This window comes from Saccharothrix violaceirubra, assembly GCF_014203755.1.
GTDB lineage: Bacteria > Actinomycetota > Actinomycetes > Mycobacteriales > Pseudonocardiaceae > Actinosynnema > Actinosynnema violaceirubrum.
Genome location: NZ_JACHJS010000001.1, coordinates 3,127,885 through 3,144,859, shown reverse-complemented (window position 1 = coordinate 3,144,859; position 16,975 = coordinate 3,127,885). Strand labels below are relative to the sequence as shown.

The following is a 16,975-nucleotide window of genomic DNA, read 5'->3' as shown; positions in this document are numbered from 1 at the left end:
GGGTGGACGGGGCGAACATGGGGTGCATGAGCACACCGCACGTGATCGACAACATCCAGCTCGACCTGGCCGAGGGCATTCCCGCCGAGGCCGGCGAGTACACCCGCGCCAAGGTCGACGCCGTGGCGAAGTTCGCCCCCGCCGACGTGCCCTTCGCGACCGTGCGGCTGACCTTCGACGGCCCCCGCCTGATCGTCGCCCACGCCCGCCTGGACGTGGGCGGCACGCCGGTCAACGCCGAGGCCACCGCACCGACCTACCAGGAGGCCGCCGACGCGCTGCACGACCGCCTGCGCCACCTGCTGGTCGAGCTGCACCACTAGGCCGGGTTCCGGCTGTGGCGTGCGCGGGAATCGTGATCGGCTCGTACTCCGGCGGTACGACCGGCGCGCACCTGACAGCCGGAACACGGACTAGGGCGTGTCCGCCGGATCGTTGATCGTGGGTTTGATCAAATTGTCTTGTGGCGCGTGGTGATCTGACGGATGCGGAGTGGGCGATCCTGGAGCCGTTGCTCCCTGGCCCGAAGCCCGGACGGGGTGGCCGGTGGGGTGACCGCCGTCGGGTGGTCAACGGAATCCTGTGGCGGATGCGGACGGGCGCGCCGTGGCGCGACCTGCCGGAGCGGTACGGGCCGTGGAAGACCTGTTACGAGCGTTATCGTCGGTGGGCCGCCGACGGGACGTGGGCGCGGCTCAAGCGGCAGGTCCAGGGCCGCGCCGAGGCCGCGGGCGACATCGACCGGGACGCGCAGGCCGACTCCACGGTCGTGCGCGCCCACCAGCACGCGGCAGGCGCCCGAAAAGGGGGCTGAGCCCGGAGGAATCGCGGGCAGCCCAAGGGCTGGGCCGGTCCCGGGGCGGGCTCACGTCCAAGATCCACACTATCGCGGACGGCCGGGGCCGCTCGCTGTCCACCCACGTCACCCCCGGCCAGGCCGCGGACACGAAACGGTTGGAGGCGCTGCCGGAGGGCATCGCCGTGCCCCGACCGGGCGGCGTGGGCCGCCCCCGCAGGCGCCCGGACTCGCTGACCGCCGACAAGGCCTACGGCAGCAGGGCCAACCGGGCGGCGCTGCGCCGCCGGAAGATCAAGGCGGTGATCCCCCAGCGGCGGGATCAGGTCGCCAACCGGCTGCGCAAGGGATCGGCCGGCGGGCGGCCCCCGTCCTTCGACGCCGACGCCTACAAGCGGCGCAACCAGATCGAACGGGGGTTCAACCGCCGCAAGCAGTTCCGCGCCCTCGCGACCCGCTACGACAAACTCGCACTGCACTGGCAGGCCACCAACGACATCGTCGAGACCATCGACTGGATCCGCGCCACACCCGACAAAACACAATCATGACCCGGCGGACACGCCCTAGCGCGCCTCGGGAGAACCCCGGCCGGCGCGGGCGAGCAGGACGGCGAGCCGGGCGGTCCACTCGCGTTCGGCGACGACCAGGGCGCGCTCCAGCGTGTCGACGAACGACGCCCGGCTCACGGACACCACCGCCGGCGGCCCCGGGTCGTCGTGCAGCCGGCCGGCCAGGTGGACCCGGTCCCCGTCGGGGAAGGCGAAGGCGAGTACGCCGTCGGTGCACTCGCCCCAGTCCAGGAACTCCCGACGCGCGAACTCCTCGCCCGCCTCGGATGCCCCGACGTACCACTCCTCGGCCAGGCGGAATGCCTCGGACGGCGAAGTGTCCGCGGGCGCCGCGGTCGGGGCACGGAAGCGACCGAGTTCGTCCTTGAGCTTCTTGACCAGCAACGGCGGGTAGAACGCGTTGTCCCACGCGTTCACGTGCAGCCCGCCGAGGAAGATGTCGACGCACAGCAGATCCGGGTCCCGGTCGACGTGGAACTCCATCCCGAATCCGGCTCGCGACCCCATGACCACTTCGTCCACCCCGGATGCCCTCAGGCGCCCGTCCGGCGGGTGGCCGGTGGCGCCCACCGGCTCAGGACCGGATCGGCCAGCAGCGTCAACGGTGGGCACAGGGTCTGGCCGTGGGTGCGGAACAACGCGTCGCGCGAGTCGAACCGGCCCAGGTCGCCGAGCACGGTGGCGGACAGGTCGCACGACGACCCGCAGGTCATGCCGTCCCAGTCGACAGCCGTGTGCGCGACCGCGTCGAACAGCGTCTCCCCGCCCGCGTTGGTGAACCCGCGCCCGGACGAGGCCAGGTCGCCGAGTCCCCCGAACAGCTCGCCGACCGACGTCCACCCCGACGGCAGGGCGAACTCCGGCCACGCCAGCAGGACGCGGTCGGGCACCAGGAACCGCAGCCGGGGAAACCTCGGGTACCAGAACCGGCCGTCGACCACCAGCCCGCGCACCCGCGTGGCGATCCCCAGCGCCCGCGCGACGCCTTCCAGGACGGCCATGCGCTGGCTGCACGACCCCCGGCCCCGGCGCAGGGTCCGCGAGATCGGCTGGAGGTCGTCGACCGCGTAGACCGGTCGGACGTCGGCCGCGATCAGCCGGTGCGCCGCGCGCAGCGACTCGACGGGCGGGTGGGCCCCGATCCGGGCGAGCAGCGCGGCCACCGCCGGGGCGGTCCAGTCGAGCACGCCGGTCGCGTCCACGCCGCCGGTCGCGTCCCGGGCCGATTCCGCGCGTCGACGCCACCACGGGGTCACGAGCACACTTGTCATGCCGTCAAGTGTGGACCGCCCGGACCTCTCCCGGCCGGGTATTTCGTCACGCGACAACAACGACCGGCCACCGTCCGTGGAATCGGCACGGGATGCGCACTAGGGTTCGCGGGCAGGCCCGAGCCCGCCCCGTTCCGTCGGGACGACGCGCGCACGGGAATCGGGAAGACGGACGGGATCGAGGATGGACGACGGCCGGGAATCGCGGCTTCGGGTGCTGGAGGCCGTCACCGACAGGTCGCTTCGGGACCACGACCCGGAAACGCTGTTCGAGGTCCTGCTGCGCCGCGTGCGCGACCTGTTCTCCGTCGACACGGCGACGGTCCTGCTCAGCGACGCCGGCGGCGGGCACCTGGTGGCACGTGCGGCATCGGGCATCGAGGAGGAGGTCTTCCACGGCTTCCGGGTGCCGGTGGGCGCGGGCTTCGCGGGCCGGGTCGCCCTGACCCGGGAACCGGTGGCGATCGACCGCGTCGACGAGTCGACCGTGCTCAATCCCCTGCTGTGGCAACGGGGTCTGCGCGCGCTGCTCGGCGTCCCCATGCTGGCGCACGGCGATCTGGTCGGCGTGCTGCACGTCGGCAGCACGGTCGACCGCCGGTTCACCGACGAGGAGGCCGTCCTGCTCCAACTCGTCGCCGACCGGCTCGCGACCGCCGTGCACGAACACCGGTCCCGGTCGACGCGGGTGGCCGCCGCCCTGCTCCAGGACAGCCTGCTGCCCGAACGCCTGCCCACGTCCGACGACTGGGAACTGGCCGCCCGCTACGTGCCGGGCGCGGACAGCGGCGTGGGCGGCGACTGGTACGACGTGTTCGACCTGCCGGGCGGGCGCATCGGCCTGGTGATCGGCGACGTGGTGGGCAGCGGCCTGCCCGCCGCGATCGTCATGGGCCGGCTGCGCAGCGCGTTGCGCGCCTACGCGCTGGAGTTCGCCGACCCCGCCGAGGTGCTCGGCAAACTCGACCGCAAGGCCGGGCACTTCGAGCACAACACCATGGCCACCGTCGGCTACGCGGTCCTGGACACCACGACCCACCGGGTGCGCCTCGCCCTGGCCGGCCACCTGCCGCCGGTGCTGGCCGTGCCGGGGGAACCGACGCGGTTCGTCGACGTCCCGGTCGGTCCGCCCATCGGCTACGACCTGGCGCCGACGGGCCGGGTCGGCACGAGTGTCGCCCTGCCGCCGGGCGCGTTGGTGGTCCTGTACACCGACGGCCTGGTGGAGCGGCGCGGGCAGGACCTGGACGCCCGGCTGGACGCCCTGCGCGAGGCCGTGTGCGCGAGCGCGCCGGAGGCCGCGTGCGTCCGGATCATGGGCGCCCTGGTCGGCCACGAACCCGGCACCGACGACATCGCCCTGCTCGCGCTCCGCCACTCGGCCTGACCATCGACGGTGGGCTCAAGCGGCGAGGCCGGCGGCCTCCCGGTAGACGCGCAGCAGTTCACCCGCGACACGGGTCCAGGAGTGCCGCTGCGCGACCCGGTCGACGGCCGCGACGGAGAACGCGGCCAGCCGGGTCTTGTCCTGGCACAGGCGGCGGATGGCACGGGCGGTCGCACGGGGGTCGCGCGGCGGCACCAGCACCCCGGTGAGGTCGTCCACCACGGTCTCGGGCAGGCCGCCGGTCGCGCCGGCGATCACCGGGACACCGCAGGCCATGGCGTGCAGCACCGGGTCGACGGGCGCGGCGGACCACGGCAGGTGCAGCACCACGTCCGCCGAGCGGATCACCTCGGGCGTCGGTCCGGACACGAACCGGACCCGACCGGCGACGCCCAGCGCGGCGGCGCCGTCGAGCAGCCGGCCGAGTTCCGCGCGGTGGGCGGGCGCCGGCGAGTCGACCGGCCCGGTGACGACGAGTTCGACGTCGGGCACCCGCGCGAGCGCCGCCACGGCCGTGTCGGTCCCGTCGCCGGGGCGCAGCCCGGTCGTGGCCACGAGGCGGATCGCGTCGCCCCGGTCGGCGGCCGGACCGTCGGCGGCCCAGTACCGCTCGTCGACCGGACGGGCCACGATGCTGACCGACCCGCGGGCGAACCCCGCGGCGACCACCGCGGTGGCCTCGGCGTGGCTGCCGACCACGACGTGGTCCGCGGTCGGGCACGGCGGGCCGTCGTCGCCGCGGTGGTCGTGGACCACGGTCACGGCACCCGGCCCGGCGGGCACCGGCCGCCCGGCGCCCGCCGCCGAGAAGGCGTGGACGACCACCGGCCCCGGGGCGGGCTCGACCATGACGGCGGGTGCGGTGAGCACGCTGACCCGGCGGACCTCGCCGGTCAGTTCGCGGGCGAGACGGGCGGCGTGCGCCGACTCCGCGTCGTCGACGGCGAGCAGGACGAGATCGAAGGCATCGGTCGTGGACATCGGTTCCTTCCGTGGCGCGGCACGGTCGCCCCGCCACGGACATGCCGGAGCGACCGCCTTTCCCGGCGGTCTTCGGCGCGCTTCTTGACCGTGTCCCCAGGCTAGGGGCCCGGGCCGCGCCCCGCAGGACAGCTCCGCCACGACCGGAGTGGAAGCATCGTGGACAGTCCGTGGTCATTCCGCACTTTTGCGGACAGAGCGCGTCGCGCCCGGTCCTAGCTTGGACACTTCCTCACAGGTGGTGACCATGCGAACACAATCCGCTTACCCCCGGAACCTCGGCCGGCGCTGGATCGCCCGGCTCGTCGACTGGGCGCTGATCCTGGTGATCACCTCGCCGCTGTGGGTGGTCGCGGTCGGACACGTCAAGCACTCGGCGGCGTTCGCGGCCGTCTCCACGACCGGGAGCGGCGTGCTGGAGGTCGTGGCGCTCCGCTGGGACGAGGCCGGCGACCAGGCCACGGCGGGGCTGTCCGAGGTGTGGGACGCGATCGTGCTCTCGGTGGCCGGTGCCGCCGTCGCCCAGGTGGTGCTGGTGGCCCTCTACGACTTCGCCGCCCACGCCCTGTTCGGGCGGACGGTGGGCAAGGCGGTCACGTCGTTGGTGCTGACGCCGGTCGACGGTTCCCGGCGCGTGCGGGCCACGCGGGCACTGGCCCGTGCCTCGATCACGGTGCTGCTGCCCGGACTGGGGTGGGTGGCGCTGATCGTCGCCGTGCTGCGGTTGGACGTCCTGATCGGCCTGGTCGGCGTCGCGCTCCTGGTGTTGTCGACGGTCGAGTGCCTGTCGCTGCGCGGCCCTTCCTGCTGGCACGACCGCCGGACCGGCACGACGGTCCGCCCGGTCGACTGGGCGGCCAAGCTCGCCGCCGTGCGCGACTCGACCGCGTGGGCGGTCGCGCAGCAGGCGCCCCGGCGCGTGGCCGACCAGGGCCGCTCGCTGCGCGACCGGTTCGGTGGCGGCGGCCCGACCGACCGGTGACCCCGGCGGTCAGCCGAGGCCCGCCAACCAGTCGGACACCGCGCGGGCGGTCGTCGGCGCGTGGTCGTCCATCATCGAGAAGTGGTCGCCCGGCACCTCCACGAAGGCGTCCGCGAGCGTCCACCCGGGCCGCCAGTCGTCGGTCCACGGCAGGTCCTCCGCGTCGCCGACCGGGTCCGCCGTCCGGACGAACAACGTGGGCACACCGATCGGCGTCGGGGTCCAGCCGGTGAACATGCCGAAGTAGCCGCCCATCGCGGTGAGGCCGACGTCCCGCAGGTCGGTGAAGGCGTCCAGCTTCTCGAACGTCCGCCGGGCCATCGCCCGCGAGAACCTCGGCGTGATCTCCCCCGGCACGTAGGTGTCCCGCAGCACGACGGGCTCACCCGTGCGCACGGCGGCGTCGAACAGGTCGGGCCACTTCCGATCGGACAGCGTGCCGATGCCCGCCCCCGCCCACGGCCCGGACGCCAGGGAGAGCGCGGGAAGTCCCGCCGCCGCACGGTGGTGCGCCAAGGCGTCCAGGAAGGTGTTGGCGGCGGCGTAGTTGGCCTGCCCGGCACCGCCGAGCACCCCGGACAGCGACGAGATCAGCACGAACACCGCCACGTCCGGGAGCAGTTCGTGCAGGTGCCAGGCCGCGTCGACCTTCGGGCGCAGGACGGCGTCCACGCGCTCGGGCGACAGGGACGTCAGCACGCCGTCGTCGAGCACGCCCGCCGCGCGCACCACGGCGGTGAACCGCCGGTGCGCCACCAGGCGGGCCAGTGACCGCCGGTCGGCGACGTCGCACTCCGCGACCACGACCTCGGCGCCCGCGGCCGTCAGCTCCTCGACCAGCCCGGCGGCACCCGGTGTCGCCGGGCCGCGCCGACTCGCCAGGACCAGGCGCCGCACGCCGTGCGTGCCGACGAGGTGCGGGCGAGCAGGCCGCCGAGCCCGCCCGTCCCACCCGTGATCAGCACGGTGCCGGCCGTCCACCGGGGGTCGACGGCATCGCGCGGCTCGACCCGGCCGAGGCGGCGCACCCACGGCGTCCCGGCCCGCATCGCCAGTCGCGGCCCGTCGACGGCCGACGCCTCGGCGAGCGACGAGTCGTCGTCCAGGTCGACCACGGCGAACCGGTCCGGGTGCTCGCCTGCGCACTGGGGACCACTCCCCACAGCGGCGCGTGCACCAGGTCGGACACGTCCTCGCGGGCGACCGCCCGGTGGGCGAGGACCCGAACACCCCGGTGCACGCCGCGATCACGCACTCGGGCACCGATCCCCGGTCGGCGACCGCCACCAGGTCCACAAAGGACTGTATCTGGACACCGGCCTCCTTCAACGTGGTCGACCAGTCCGATTCCACCGGGCCCACCACCGCACAGGACGCGGGCAACGCGCCCGTCGTGCGCTCGGCCCGCACCCACTCGACGCGCCGGAGCACGGCACCGGACCGGGCGGGCGGCGGCCTCGTCACCAGCGAGTCGACCTCGGCCACCACCCGACCCTCGGCGTCCGCCAACGTCACCGAGACACCGCCGGACCCGGCCGGCGACAGCCGCGCCCACCGGGGTGCGACCCCGGGGCGTGCAGTCGGGCGCCACGCCAGGAGAACGGCACCCTGGCGGCGGAGTCCGAGCCGAGCGCCAGCGCGTGCAGGGCGGCGTCCAGAGCGGCCGGGTGCAGGGTGGCGTGCGGGCGCTCGGCCAAGTCGACGAAGATCACGTCGCCCAGGCGCCACGCCCCACCGGAAGACCGGGCCGTAGGTCAGGCCACGCGCGTCGAGGTGCTCGTAGAGCGACGCCGTCTCCAGGTCGACCGCGTCCTCCGGCGGCCACACGACCGGTGCCGCGGTCACCTCCTCCGCGCGGACCAGCCGACCGGAGGCGATCCGCGTCCACTCGCCGGACCCGGAACGGGCGATCAGCCGCACGGCGCGTCCGCCGTCGTCCGGCGCGTCCACCTCCGGTCGCACGACGACCTCGACCCCGTCGGGCACCACCAGCGGCGCCTCCAGGACGAGGTCCTCGACCAGGTCGCAGCCGACCCGCCGACCCGCCTGCCACGCCAGTTCCAGCAGCGCGGCACCGGGGACGACCACCTCGCCCCGCACCGGGTGGTCGGCCGACCACGGCAGGGACGGCGACAGGTGGGTGGGCGGGCGTCGCGCGTCGGGCGCTCAGCCCCGACACCTGTTCGCCCGCGGCAAGGGCTTTCAGGCCCGCGAGCACGTCCCGCTCGTCGGCCACCAACGCCGCACGACAGGCCGGCGCCGCCCGTGACGTGGCGAGCGAGAAGGCGACATCCGTCGACCGCCGACCACCCGCCTCGATGTGGTCGTGCAGTCGCGCGGCCTGGGCCCGCAGCGCGGCCGGAGTGGCTGCGTCGCGCGGCCGTGCAGTTCGGCGTAGTGCACGGCAGCCGGGTCGACGCCCGCATCGCGGTAGGCGGCGCGCGGCAGGTCGGCCTGGGCGTCGGCCACCGGGACCGTCAGCCCGGCACCGCCGCCGTCGTTGTTCACCGCGCCGCCGAGGATCAGGCTGTGGACGCGGTCGCCGTCGGCCCGTGCCCGCGCCAGGCTCTTGAGCACGACCAGCCCGCCGCCCTCACCGCGCACGTAGCCGTTGGCCCGCGCGTCGAACGTGAAGCACCGGCCGTCCGGCGACAGCGCGCCGAAGTCGGTCAACGCCCGGTTGCCGACCAGGTTGAGGTGGACGCCGCCCTCCAGCGCGACCGACGCTTCGCCCCGCCGCGGGCTCTCGACCGCCAGCCGCACACCGACCAGCGAGGAGGACTGTCCGCAGTCGACCGTCAGGCTGGGCCCGCGCAGCCCGAACACGGAGGACACCCGGTTGGCGATCAGGCTCCGGTGGGTCCCGGCGTAGTGGTGGTACGCCCCGAAAACAGACCCGGAATCAGCCCGGGAATCGGCAGAGGAATCGGCCCGGCTCTCGCGCAGCGGCACGGCGTAATCGTCGGAGATCGCACCCATGAACACGCTCGTGTCGGTGCCACGCAGGTCCGTCGCGGGAATCCCGGCGTCCTCCACCGCTTCCCACGCGAGTTCGAGGGCCAACCGCTGCTGCGGGTCCATGGCCGCCGCTTCCCGCGCGGAGATCCCGAAGAACCCCGCGTCGAAGCGGTCGACCCCGGTCAGGAACCCGCCCCACGCCGGCCCGTCGGCCCACCGGTCCGGCGGAACCCCGGTGACGGCGTCCGTCCCGGTGCGCAGCAATCGCCAGAACGCCGCCGGATCAGGCACACCGGGCAGCCGGCACGCGAGTCCGACGACGGCGATCGGTTCCCCACACCCTTGTCGCACGGACCGGCTCAACCGACCGGCTTCCGCGCCGTCACGACCACGTAGCCCATCTCGTCGGCGTAGTTCTCGTGATCGCCGACGGCCGCGGCCCATTCCGCGACGTGCGGACCGTAGAGGTCCTCGATCGTGCGCCGGTAGCCGGCGAGCGCCGAGGCGAACTTCGGCAGGAAGTACCGCGTACCCGCCGACGCGTCCTCGCACGAGGAGACCTCGAACCCCGCCCCCGTCAACCACCCCACGACCTCACCGGCCGCGCACTTGCGCAGACCGGTCGGCCACCGTTCGTCGGGCGCCGGGGTCGCACCGCGGGTCACGACGTCGGTGACGACCAGGACGCCGCCCGGTTCGAGCACGCGGAACGCCTCGCGGGCGGCACGATCCGGTTCGGCCATCTCCACCAGCGACTGCACGGCCCAGGCCGCGTCGAACGCGTTGTCCGCGTAGGGCAGGGACATGGCGTCCGCCAAGGCGAACTCCGCCCGGAGCCCGTGCGCGCCCTCGACGGCCAACTCGACCTGCACCCGGCTCACGGTGATCCCGGTGACGTGGATGTCGTGGTCGCGCGCGATCCGCAGGACCGGTTGCCCGGTGCCGCAGCCGATGTCGAGCAGGCGCGTGCCGGGGCCCAGCGGGGTGCGGCGCGCGACGAGGTCGGTGAGCCGGTCGGCGGCGTCCTCCCAGGACGAAGCCCCGCCGTCGGCCCAGTAGCCGTGGTGGATGGCGCACGGTCCGCCGGCCACGGCGTTGAGCAGCGGCGTGACGAGGTCGTACATCAGGCCGACCTCGTGCGGGGTGGGCGCACCGACCCGCGGTTCGGGAATTCCCAGTCCTCGCAACGTTCACTTCCCCCGAGTTGCCCGAAGGCCGAATCGACCGCGCAGACGCTAGGAGGACGCGAAGTCCCGAAGCGAGCCGAAGGCCGCCTTTTCACCTTGACGTGTGAGCCCCCGGCCGGTGGCTCGACTTCGTCGTGGCGCGGCCCCTAGGGTTCGCGCCGGACGATCGCCGACACCTGTCGCGCAAGGGAAGGGGGAAGGCATGCGGGTGCTCGTCATCCCCTTGCCCTACCCCACGCATCTCATGGCGATGGTGCCGCTGTGCTGGGCGTTGCGGACCTCGGGCCACGAGGTGCTGATCGCGTGCCCGCCCGAGGTGCGGGCCACCGCGCACGCCGCCGGTCTCACCACAGTGGACGTTCCCGGGCACGAGGAAGCGCCCGCCACCACGATCCGGCTGCGTTTCCCCCTGCCCGCGTTCGGCGAGCGGTACACCGACGCCGGGCGCGACCTGTGGCGGGCGACGGCGGACAGCGTCGTGCGCGACTCGCTCGACCGACTGGCCGACTACCGGGCGGTCGCCGAGTCCTGGCGGCCCTCGCTGCTGCTGGTCGACGTCTGCGCGTTGGTCGGCCGGGTGCTCGGCGGGCTGCTGGACGTGCCGGTCGCGGCACACCGCTGGGGCGTCGACCCGACCGCGGGTCCGTTCACCGAGCGGGCGCGCGAGCTGTTGGACCTGCCCGAGCCCACGCTCGTCCTCGACCCCTGCCCGCCGGGGCTCCAGGCGGTCGACGCGCCGCCGGGCCGTCCCGTGCAGTTCGTGCCCTACAACGGGAGCGGCACGGTTCCGGGCTGGTCCACGCCGCCGCCCGGCGTGCGGCGGATCTGCGTGTGCATGGGTCGGATGGTGCTCGACACCACCGGCCCGGCCCCGCTCCGACGCGCGGTCGCCGCCGCCACCGCCGTGCCGGGCACGCAGACCGTCGTCGCGGTGTCCCGCGAGCACCGCCGGTGGCTCGCCGACCTGCCGGCCGACGTCCTGGTCGCGGAGTCCGTGCCGCTCAACCTCTTCCTGGACACCTGTGCGGCGGTGGTCTGCGCGGGCGGGTCGGGAACCGCGCTCACCGCGACCCGGTTCGGCGTACCCCAGCTCGTGCTCCCGCAGTACTTCGACCAGTTCGACTACGCGCGCAACCTGGCCGCCGCGGGCGCGGGTCTCGCGCTGCCGGACGGGGACAGCCAGTCCGACCACGACCTGCTCACCGGCTCGCTCGCGGCGTTGCTCGACGACAGCGGGTTCGCCTCCGCCGCCGCCAAGCTCGGCGACGAGATCGCCGAGATGCCCCGCCCCACCGAGGTGGTGCGGGCGCTGGAACACGTCTGACCCGAGAGGAGGCCCGGAGATGACCGCCCCGGACACGCCCTGCACCACGGCTACTGGCCGGGCGGCTACCGCGCGGGCGCGGGCGCCACGTCGTGGCACGACGCCGCCGACCGGCTCACCGACCTGTTCATCGACCGGGCCGCACTCCGCACCGGCACGCGCCTGCTCGACCTGGGCCGCGGCAACGGCCAACCCGCCGCCCGCGCGGTGGCCGCCAGAGGCGCGCGGGTCACCGGGATCACCGTGAACCCCCGGCACCTCGCCGTCGCGTCCGCCGGGCCGGGCCGCTTCGCCCTGGTCGACGCGACCGACCTGCCCTACCCGGACGAGTCCTTCGACGCGGCGTGGGCACTCCAGTCGGTGGTGCAGATCGTCGACCAGGCCGCCGCGCTGCGCGAGGTGCGCCGGGTCCTGGTGCCGGGCGGCCGGTTCGGCGTCGGCGACATCGTGACCCACGACCGGCTCCCGGAGCGGTACGCGGCGTCGTGGACCGGAACCGGCGCCCACACCCCGGACAGTCTCGCCGCGCTGGTCGAGGACGCCGGGTTCCAGGTCCTCGAAGCCACCGATGTCACGAGGGAGACCAGGTGCATGGTCTCCTGGCACGTCGACGAGCTGTTCCGACGGCTCGACGGTCTCACGCCCCGGGCCGCCGACGAGTGCCGCGAGCGCTACTTCGACGAGATCTCCGCCCGGCACGGGACCGCCGCGGCCCGCCTGCTCGCCGCCGTCGCGGACTACCGCGCCCACCCCGACTACGCCCGCGACGAGGCCGCCATGGGCTTCGTCGTCGTGGTGGCACGCAAGGGAGAATCCCGATGACCACGACCGAATCGCCCGGCACGATCGTCGGGTCCGAGCCCGTCACCGTGCCGCGCTGCCCGAAGGCTTGGCGGATCCACTACCGGTCGACGTCCGCCGGCGGCACGCCGAACGTCGTGTCCGCGACCGTCCTGCTGCCGGACCTGCCGTGGAACGGGGTCCAGCCCGTCGTCGGCTTCGCGGTGGGCACCCACGGGTTCGCGGACCACTGTGCGCCGTCCCACCTGCTGCGCACCGGGAACGAGCCGGAGATCGAGCTGATCGTCGCGGGCCTGGACCAGGGGTGGGCCGTGGTCGTCACCGACTACGAGGGCCTGGGCACGCCCGGAACGCACACCTACACGGTCGGCAAGGCGCAGGGCCACGCGATGCTCGACGCCGTGCGGGCCGCGCCCGGCCTGGACGCCCGGTCGCCGGTCGCGCTCTGGGGTTACGCGCAGGGCGGGCAGGCCGCCGCGTTCGCCGCGGAACTCCAGCCGACCTACGCGCCCGACCTGCCCGTCCGCGCCGTGGCGGCGGGCGCGGTGGCGAGCGACCTGCCGGCGATCATCCGCCGCAACGACGGCGTGTACACCGGACCCGCGCTGGGCTCGCTCGTCGGGCACGCCACCGCGTACCCCGACCTGCCGTTCGACGAACTGCTCACCGACCGGGGCCGTGCCGCCGCGGCACTCATCCCCGGGCTGGACGCGCCGGACCTCGTCGCCCGCTTCCTCGGCACGCGACTCGACGACTTCCTGACCGTGGACGTCCTCGACCACCCGCTGTGGCGGGAACGCCTCGCGGAGAGCACGGCGGGCGTCACCGGACCGGTCGTCCCGACGTTGCTCTACCACAGCGCCGACGACGAGATCGTGCCCGTCGCGTTCGGCGAACGACTCCACGAGCGCTACCGGGCGGCGGGGACCCCGGTGCACTGGCATCTGCTCTCGGACCTGGCCCACTTCCCCGCCGCGCTGGACAGCGCACCGACCGTCGTCCGGTGGCTCGACGAGCGGTTCGCCGAGCCACCCCCGACCGGCCGGTGATCACCTGTTCGCGGCGGCCTTCGCGGTGAGTTCCTCGAGCAGCGGGACGATTTCATCCGGGCTCGGCACCTCCCGGCTCTCGTCGCGCAGCCGGGCCGCGTCCGCCACGAACGACGGCTCGTCGAGCAGCCGGGCCGGCGACCGCCGCACGTCGTCCGCCGTGCACGCGTCGCGGTCGAGCACGAGACCGGCGCCCCGATCGGCGAGCAGCCGCGCCCGACGCGCCTTGTCCCAGTAGGTGCCGGGCCGGATCAGTTGCGGCACACCGTTGACCGTGGCCGTCTCCTGCGTGGTCGTGGTGCCCAGGAGGAACCGGGCCACCCGCAACGGGTGGACACCGGCGTCGAGCAGTGCGCCGCCGCCCAGGTCGGCCCGGTGGCGGAACGAGGACGGGTCGACCGCCGGAATGCCGAACGCGCTGGAGAACGCCCGGACGTCGCCGACTGTCCCGTTCCGCACGAGGTCTTCGACCTTCCGGTGCTGGGAGTGGTGCGGGAACAGGAAGTTCTCCGCGAACACCAGGCCCTGACGCCGGGCCGGCGCCACGACCTCGGTCGTCCCGGCCGGGTCGACGCACAACGGTTTCTCGGCGAGCACGTGCTTGCCCGCCCGCAGCGCCTCGACGATCCAGCGGTGGTGCGGCGCGGGCGGCAGCGGGATGTACACCGCGTCGACGTCGTCCCGTGCCACCAACGCGTCGTAGCCGGTCACGGGCACACCGCCGAAGCGGACCGCGACCCGTGCCGCGCGGTCGGGATCACGGCTCGCCACCGCGACCAGGCGGGCAGGCGGGCGTCCGAGCCGTAGAGCGGGACTTCGTGCGGCGCGGGCGGTGTCAGCACACCGGGCAGGTCCGCGAGCAGCCGGTCGTATCGCGCGGCGACCGCGCGGCGCCGGGTCACGAACTCCGGCAGCCGGCGCAGTTGGACCAGGCCGATCGCGGCACCGAGGTCGTTGCCGACGAGCCGGTGGCCCGGTTCGCTCCTGGACATCGCGTGCGGGACGGGGGCGCACCTGACCCGGTTCCGCGAGGCGTTCCCGCGCGTGGCGGGCGTCGAGATCTCCGACGCGATGCGCCGGATCGCGGCGGGAAAACTGCCGGGAGTCCCGATCCACGTCGCCGACATGCGGGACTTCGATCTCGGCGAGCGGTTCGACGTCATCACGTGCCTGTGCTTCTCGATCGCCTACACGCGCGGCGAGGACGAGTTGGGGCGGGTGGCCGCCTCGATCGCCCGGCACCTGAACCCGGGCGGCGTGGTGGTCGTCGAACCCTGGTGGTTCCCGGAGCGGTTCCTCGACGGGTTCGTGACCGGGTCCGTCGTCGAGGACGACGGCCGGGTGGTCAGCCGCGTGTCGCACTCGGTGCGCGACGGCCGCACGACCCGGATGACCGTGCGCTTCACGATCGCCGACCGGTCGGGCATCCGGGAGTTCACCGAGCAGGAAGTGCTGTCGCTGTTCACCGAAGCGGAATACGCCTCGGCTTTCGCGCACGCGGGACTGCGCGTCGAGCACCTGGCCGGACCGCCCAACGGGCGGGGACTGTTCGTCGGCGTGCGGGACTGAGTCGATCTTCGACGTGACTCTCGTCACGTCACCGCGTTTCCCGGCCGCGGAGGCCGGACGGGGTACCGGTCGTCACCGCCAGGGCGCGGCACGACTGAACCGATTCCATTGACCGATTCAGGTCCGCATGGTGGGCGGTGGCACGGTTTCTGAACCGATGCCGCCGCCCTTCGACGTAATGATCGCCGGGTCGCCGTCGATCTTGGGCAGGTGCCGGCCGTCGACCGGGGTGTGGAACACTCCGCGTTCCGCGACCCGATGCCTGCGGCAGCGTGACGCAGCTCATCGTTTGGCGCACAACGATTTCCGGTAACAACGACTTTGCACGTGCGTTTCAAGTGGAGGAACCATGCACGAAAACGACTCCCGGCGAGCACTCGCCAACCCCCGCCGGACCCGCCTGGCGGCGGACTGGACCGCACAGTCCGTGAGCACCGCCACCGACCCGCGCCCCGCGCCCCACCCGGAACCCGAGGCGCGTTCCACCGACGACCTGAACTGACTTCAGGACACCGGTCGCACGACGGCGACCGGGCACGGGGCGTGGTGGACCAAAGCCTGGCTGGTCGAACCGAGCAGCATCCCGGTGAACCCGCCGCGCCCCCGACTGCCGACCACGACCAGGGCCGCACGGGCGGCGTGCGCCATCAGCGCCCGGACCGGCCGGTCGTGGACGACGACCCGGTCGACCTTGACGTCCGGGAACTTCTCCTGCCGACCCGCGAGCCGTTCCGCGAGCAGTCGGCGCTCGTCGGCCTCGACGGTCTCGGCGTCGGGCGTGGCCAGGCCCCCGAACGCGGACTCCACCAGCCAGTCCGTCCACGCGTGGACGGCCACCAGCGGCGCGTCGCGGGTGGACGCGGCCTCGAACGCGTAATCCAGCGCCGCCTCGCTGACCGGCGAGCCGTCGACACCGACGACCACCGGACCGGATGACGGCTCCCCGCGCACGACGACCACGGGGCAGTGCCCGTGCGCGGTCACGGCGGTCGGCACGGACCCCAGCAGGCGACCGGCGAACCCGCCCTGACCGTGCGCGCCCAGCACGACCATGCGGGCGCCCTCGGACCGTTCGATCAACGTGGCCGCGGGTCCGCCGTGCACCAGTTCGGCGTCGACGGGGACGTGCCGCACCTCGGCACGGGCGGCGGCCAACCACTTCGCGCCCCGCGCCTCCAGCTCGCGCCGGACTTCGCCCGGGTCGACCACGACGCCGGGGTAGGCGTAGTCGGGCATCAGGTAGGAGTGCACCAGGCGCACCGGCACCCGGTGCCGTGCGGCCTCGGTGGCGGCCCAGCGCACGGCGTCGAGAGCCGAATCCGAGCCGTCGACACCGACCACGATCGGAGCACTCATCATGTTCCCTTCCTGTCATCGGGGACCCGGACGTCGACGACGCCGGGCACGGCTTCGGCCAACGCGGTGGCGACCTTGACCGCGTTCTCGTCGGCGACGGACGCGTGGATGGTCACCACGCCGTCGTCGACCCGCACGGTCCACGCCTCGTGGCCGCCGTACGCGTCGAGTCGCTCGCGCACGTCGTCCTCGATCGACCGGTCGGCACGGGCGAAGGCACGCACGAGGTCGCGGCGGGTCACCACGCCCAGGACCCGCGACCCGTCGACGATCGGCACGCACCGCACCCGGTCGGCGAGCATGACGCGGGCGACCAGCGTGACCGGCGCGAGCGCGTCCATGCCGAACACGGGCGTGGTCATGACCTCGCCGACCGGCGTGTCACCCGCCTCGCCGTCGGTGTAGCGGATCCGGATCAGGTCGGCCTCGGTCACGATGCCGACCAGGCGGTCGTCCTCCAGCACGGGCAACGAGGTGAACCCGTGGGCCGCCATCAGCGCCGCCGCCGCCCGTGACGGCACGTCGCGCGTCACGGTCACCGCCGGGCTGGTCATGATGTCCTGGGCTCGCACCGGGCATCGCCTCCTCGCCTTCGACGCTACGAAGTCGGGCAGGGGCGGAACGCGGTCGAAGGTCCCGATCGGGGCGGGCCCGTGCGCGTGACGACCCGGGACCTTGGTCCCGCACGGGGGGCTGAGTGTCCACAGTGGACCTTCGGCCGACGGCCGAAGACGGACGAAGG

Annotated in this window: 20 protein-coding genes and 4 pseudogenes; 9 read left to right on the top strand and 15 right to left on the bottom strand. The window is 74.0% G+C overall.

The window, feature by feature from the left end; all coding sequences use genetic code 11:
* The first annotated feature begins 26 nt into the window (after positions 1-26).
* Positions 27-323 carry a hypothetical protein gene (locus F4559_RS14935; RefSeq protein ID WP_184669269.1) on the top strand — a complete coding sequence of 99 codons (297 nt, stop codon included), beginning with the start codon at positions 27-29 and terminating at the stop codon, positions 321-323.
* A gap of 140 nt (positions 324-463) precedes the next feature.
* Positions 464-1,347, top strand: a protein-coding gene (locus tag F4559_RS14930; protein WP_376774641.1) for an IS5 family transposase whose coding sequence is annotated in 2 segments (ribosomal slippage) — positions 464-811 and positions 814-1,347 — 882 coding nt in all. Because the reading frame shifts where the segments join, the coding sequence is not laid out codon by codon here.
* A 15-nt stretch (positions 1,348-1,362) separates the two neighbouring features.
* Here the strand turns inward: F4559_RS14930 and F4559_RS14925 are convergent.
* Together F4559_RS14925 and F4559_RS14920 are read right to left on the bottom strand one after the other, a co-directional pair.
* Positions 1,363-1,851, bottom strand: coding sequence for a hypothetical protein (locus F4559_RS14925; RefSeq protein ID WP_246445210.1), 489 nt, complete (start codon positions 1,849-1,851; stop codon positions 1,363-1,365).
* A gap of 50 nt (positions 1,852-1,901) precedes the next feature.
* The gene (locus tag F4559_RS14920) at positions 1,902-2,639 is read right to left on the bottom strand and encodes a transglutaminase domain-containing protein (RefSeq protein ID WP_184669268.1); all 738 of its coding nucleotides are present in this window, start codon (positions 2,637-2,639) and stop codon (positions 1,902-1,904) included.
* Between the two features lie 184 nt (positions 2,640-2,823).
* Between F4559_RS14920 and F4559_RS14915 the strand changes: the two genes are divergently transcribed.
* Positions 2,824-4,026 (top strand): PP2C family protein-serine/threonine phosphatase, encoded by a 1,203-nt coding sequence (locus F4559_RS14915; RefSeq protein WP_184669264.1) that lies wholly within the window; start codon positions 2,824-2,826, stop codon positions 4,024-4,026.
* A 15-nt stretch (positions 4,027-4,041) separates the two neighbouring features.
* On the opposite strand, the gene F4559_RS14910 is transcribed toward F4559_RS14915, so the two are convergent.
* Positions 4,042-5,007: a glycosyltransferase family 4 protein gene (locus F4559_RS14910; RefSeq protein WP_184669262.1), complete on the bottom strand. Its 966-nt coding sequence runs from the start codon at positions 5,005-5,007 to the stop codon at positions 4,042-4,044.
* A gap of 247 nt (positions 5,008-5,254) precedes the next feature.
* On the opposite strand from F4559_RS14910, the gene F4559_RS14905 reads away from it, so the two are divergent.
* Positions 5,255-5,989 carry an RDD family protein gene (locus tag F4559_RS14905; protein ID WP_184669260.1) on the top strand — a complete coding sequence of 245 codons (735 nt, stop codon included), beginning with the start codon at positions 5,255-5,257 and terminating at the stop codon, positions 5,987-5,989.
* Positions 5,990-5,998: 9 nt separating this feature from the next.
* On the opposite strand, the pseudogene F4559_RS35055 reads toward F4559_RS14905, so the two are convergent.
* The 7 genes and pseudogenes from F4559_RS35055 to F4559_RS14880 all read right to left on the bottom strand — a co-directional run.
* Positions 5,999-6,835 (bottom strand): annotated as a pseudogene (locus tag F4559_RS35055) (SDR family NAD(P)-dependent oxidoreductase); the annotation flags it as partial.
* On the bottom strand, positions 6,814-7,104 hold the full coding sequence (locus tag F4559_RS35050; protein ID WP_513851422.1) for a hypothetical protein: 291 nt from the start codon (positions 7,102-7,104) through the stop codon (positions 6,814-6,816). The gene F4559_RS35050 and the pseudogene F4559_RS35055, both read right to left, overlap by 22 nt.
* A gap of 396 nt (positions 7,105-7,500) precedes the next feature.
* Positions 7,501-7,701: a hypothetical protein gene (locus tag F4559_RS35045; protein WP_184669258.1), complete on the bottom strand. Its 201-nt coding sequence runs from the start codon at positions 7,699-7,701 to the stop codon at positions 7,501-7,503.
* Positions 7,702-7,906: 205 nt separating this feature from the next.
* Positions 7,907-8,125: pseudogene (locus F4559_RS36730) on the bottom strand (hotdog family protein); the annotation flags it as partial.
* A gap of 109 nt (positions 8,126-8,234) precedes the next feature.
* Positions 8,235-8,309, bottom strand: a pseudogene (locus F4559_RS36725) (hypothetical protein); the annotation flags it as partial.
* Between the two features lie 59 nt (positions 8,310-8,368).
* Positions 8,369-9,391 (bottom strand): annotated as a pseudogene (locus F4559_RS14885) (beta-ketoacyl [acyl carrier protein] synthase domain-containing protein); the annotation flags it as partial.
* Positions 9,307-10,071 (bottom strand): class I SAM-dependent methyltransferase, encoded by a 765-nt coding sequence (locus F4559_RS14880; RefSeq protein WP_184669254.1) that lies wholly within the window; start codon positions 10,069-10,071, stop codon positions 9,307-9,309. The gene F4559_RS14880 and the pseudogene F4559_RS14885, both read right to left, overlap by 85 nt.
* Positions 10,072-10,336: 265 nt before the next feature.
* Here F4559_RS14880 and F4559_RS14875 point away from each other — a divergent pair, with 265 nt between their 5' ends.
* From F4559_RS14875 to F4559_RS14865, 3 genes are read left to right on the top strand one after another with little or no spacing between them, the layout of a single operon-like run.
* A complete protein-coding gene (locus F4559_RS14875) occupies positions 10,337-11,458 on the top strand; it encodes a nucleotide disphospho-sugar-binding domain-containing protein (RefSeq protein WP_184669252.1) in 1,122 nt (373 codons plus the stop codon).
* A gap of 39 nt (positions 11,459-11,497) precedes the next feature.
* Entirely contained in the window at positions 11,498-12,280 is a 783-nt protein-coding gene (locus tag F4559_RS14870) for a methyltransferase domain-containing protein (protein ID WP_184675803.1), read from the top strand.
* The gene (locus F4559_RS14865) at positions 12,277-13,308 is read left to right on the top strand and encodes a lipase family protein (protein WP_184669250.1); all 1,032 of its coding nucleotides are present in this window, start codon (positions 12,277-12,279) and stop codon (positions 13,306-13,308) included. The genes F4559_RS14870 and F4559_RS14865 overlap by 4 nt, the downstream gene beginning before the upstream one ends.
* Here F4559_RS14865 and F4559_RS14860 read toward each other — a convergent pair whose 3' ends face one another.
* Together F4559_RS14860 and F4559_RS14855 are read right to left on the bottom strand one after the other, a co-directional pair.
* Positions 13,309-14,079: a Gfo/Idh/MocA family protein gene (locus F4559_RS14860; RefSeq protein ID WP_184669248.1), complete on the bottom strand. Its 771-nt coding sequence runs from the start codon at positions 14,077-14,079 to the stop codon at positions 13,309-13,311.
* Complete coding sequence (locus F4559_RS14855; protein ID WP_184669246.1) at positions 14,016-14,300, bottom strand: DegT/DnrJ/EryC1/StrS family aminotransferase; 285 nt, start codon at positions 14,298-14,300, stop codon at positions 14,016-14,018. Before F4559_RS14855 ends, F4559_RS14860 begins: the two co-directional genes overlap by 64 nt.
* Between F4559_RS14855 and F4559_RS14850 the strand changes: the two genes are divergently transcribed.
* A complete protein-coding gene (locus F4559_RS14850) occupies positions 14,263-14,877 on the top strand; it encodes a class I SAM-dependent methyltransferase (RefSeq protein WP_221447237.1) in 615 nt (204 codons plus the stop codon). The two genes, F4559_RS14855 and F4559_RS14850, sit on opposite strands and share 38 nt — an antisense overlap.
* 117 nt (positions 14,878-14,994) lie before the next feature.
* On the opposite strand, the gene F4559_RS35930 is transcribed toward F4559_RS14850, so the two are convergent.
* Entirely contained in the window at positions 14,995-15,117 is a 123-nt protein-coding gene (locus F4559_RS35930; RefSeq protein WP_281386314.1) for a hypothetical protein, read from the bottom strand.
* 109 nt (positions 15,118-15,226) lie between these two features.
* Here F4559_RS35930 and F4559_RS14845 point away from each other — a divergent pair, with 109 nt between their 5' ends.
* Positions 15,227-15,379 carry a hypothetical protein gene (locus F4559_RS14845; RefSeq protein WP_184669244.1) on the top strand — a complete coding sequence of 51 codons (153 nt, stop codon included), beginning with the start codon at positions 15,227-15,229 and terminating at the stop codon, positions 15,377-15,379.
* A gap of 2 nt (positions 15,380-15,381) precedes the next feature.
* Here the strand turns inward: F4559_RS14845 and F4559_RS14840 are convergent, their stop codons facing one another.
* Together F4559_RS14840 and F4559_RS14835 are read right to left on the bottom strand one after the other, a co-directional pair.
* Positions 15,382-16,236 carry a universal stress protein gene (locus tag F4559_RS14840; RefSeq protein ID WP_312865650.1) on the bottom strand — a complete coding sequence of 285 codons (855 nt, stop codon included), beginning with the start codon at positions 16,234-16,236 and terminating at the stop codon, positions 15,382-15,384.
* Entirely contained in the window at positions 16,233-16,805 is a 573-nt protein-coding gene (locus F4559_RS14835) for a CBS domain-containing protein (RefSeq protein ID WP_184669240.1), read from the bottom strand. Before F4559_RS14835 ends, F4559_RS14840 begins: the two co-directional genes overlap by 4 nt.
* Between the last annotated feature and the right edge of the window lie 170 nt (positions 16,806-16,975).

Bases quoted from the DNA above. Each gene is read 5' to 3' on its own strand.
- F4559_RS14935 (WP_184669269.1), top strand. From the start codon at position 27: ATGAGCACACCGCACGTGATCGACAACATCCAGCTCGACCTGGCCGAG.
- F4559_RS14925 (WP_246445210.1), bottom strand. From the start codon at position 1,851: ATGGAGTTCCACGTCGACCGGGACCCGGATCTGCTGTGCGTCGACATC.
- F4559_RS14920 (WP_184669268.1), bottom strand. From the start codon at position 2,639: ATGACAAGTGTGCTCGTGACCCCGTGGTGGCGTCGACGCGCGGAATCG.
- F4559_RS14915 (WP_184669264.1), top strand. From the start codon at position 2,824: ATGGACGACGGCCGGGAATCGCGGCTTCGGGTGCTGGAGGCCGTCACC.
- F4559_RS14910 (WP_184669262.1), bottom strand. From the start codon at position 5,007: ATGTCCACGACCGATGCCTTCGATCTCGTCCTGCTCGCCGTCGACGAC.
- F4559_RS14905 (WP_184669260.1), top strand. From the start codon at position 5,255: ATGCGAACACAATCCGCTTACCCCCGGAACCTCGGCCGGCGCTGGATC.
- F4559_RS14880 (WP_184669254.1), bottom strand. From the start codon at position 10,071: ATGTACGACCTCGTCACGCCGCTGCTCAACGCCGTGGCCGGCGGACCG.
- F4559_RS14875 (WP_184669252.1), top strand. From the start codon at position 10,337: ATGCGGGTGCTCGTCATCCCCTTGCCCTACCCCACGCATCTCATGGCG.
- F4559_RS14865 (WP_184669250.1), top strand. From the start codon at position 12,277: ATGACCACGACCGAATCGCCCGGCACGATCGTCGGGTCCGAGCCCGTC.
- F4559_RS14855 (WP_184669246.1), bottom strand. From the start codon at position 14,300: ATGTCCAGGAGCGAACCGGGCCACCGGCTCGTCGGCAACGACCTCGGT.
- F4559_RS14845 (WP_184669244.1), top strand. From the start codon at position 15,227: ATGCACGAAAACGACTCCCGGCGAGCACTCGCCAACCCCCGCCGGACC.
- F4559_RS14840 (WP_312865650.1), bottom strand. From the start codon at position 16,236: ATGATGAGTGCTCCGATCGTGGTCGGTGTCGACGGCTCGGATTCGGCT.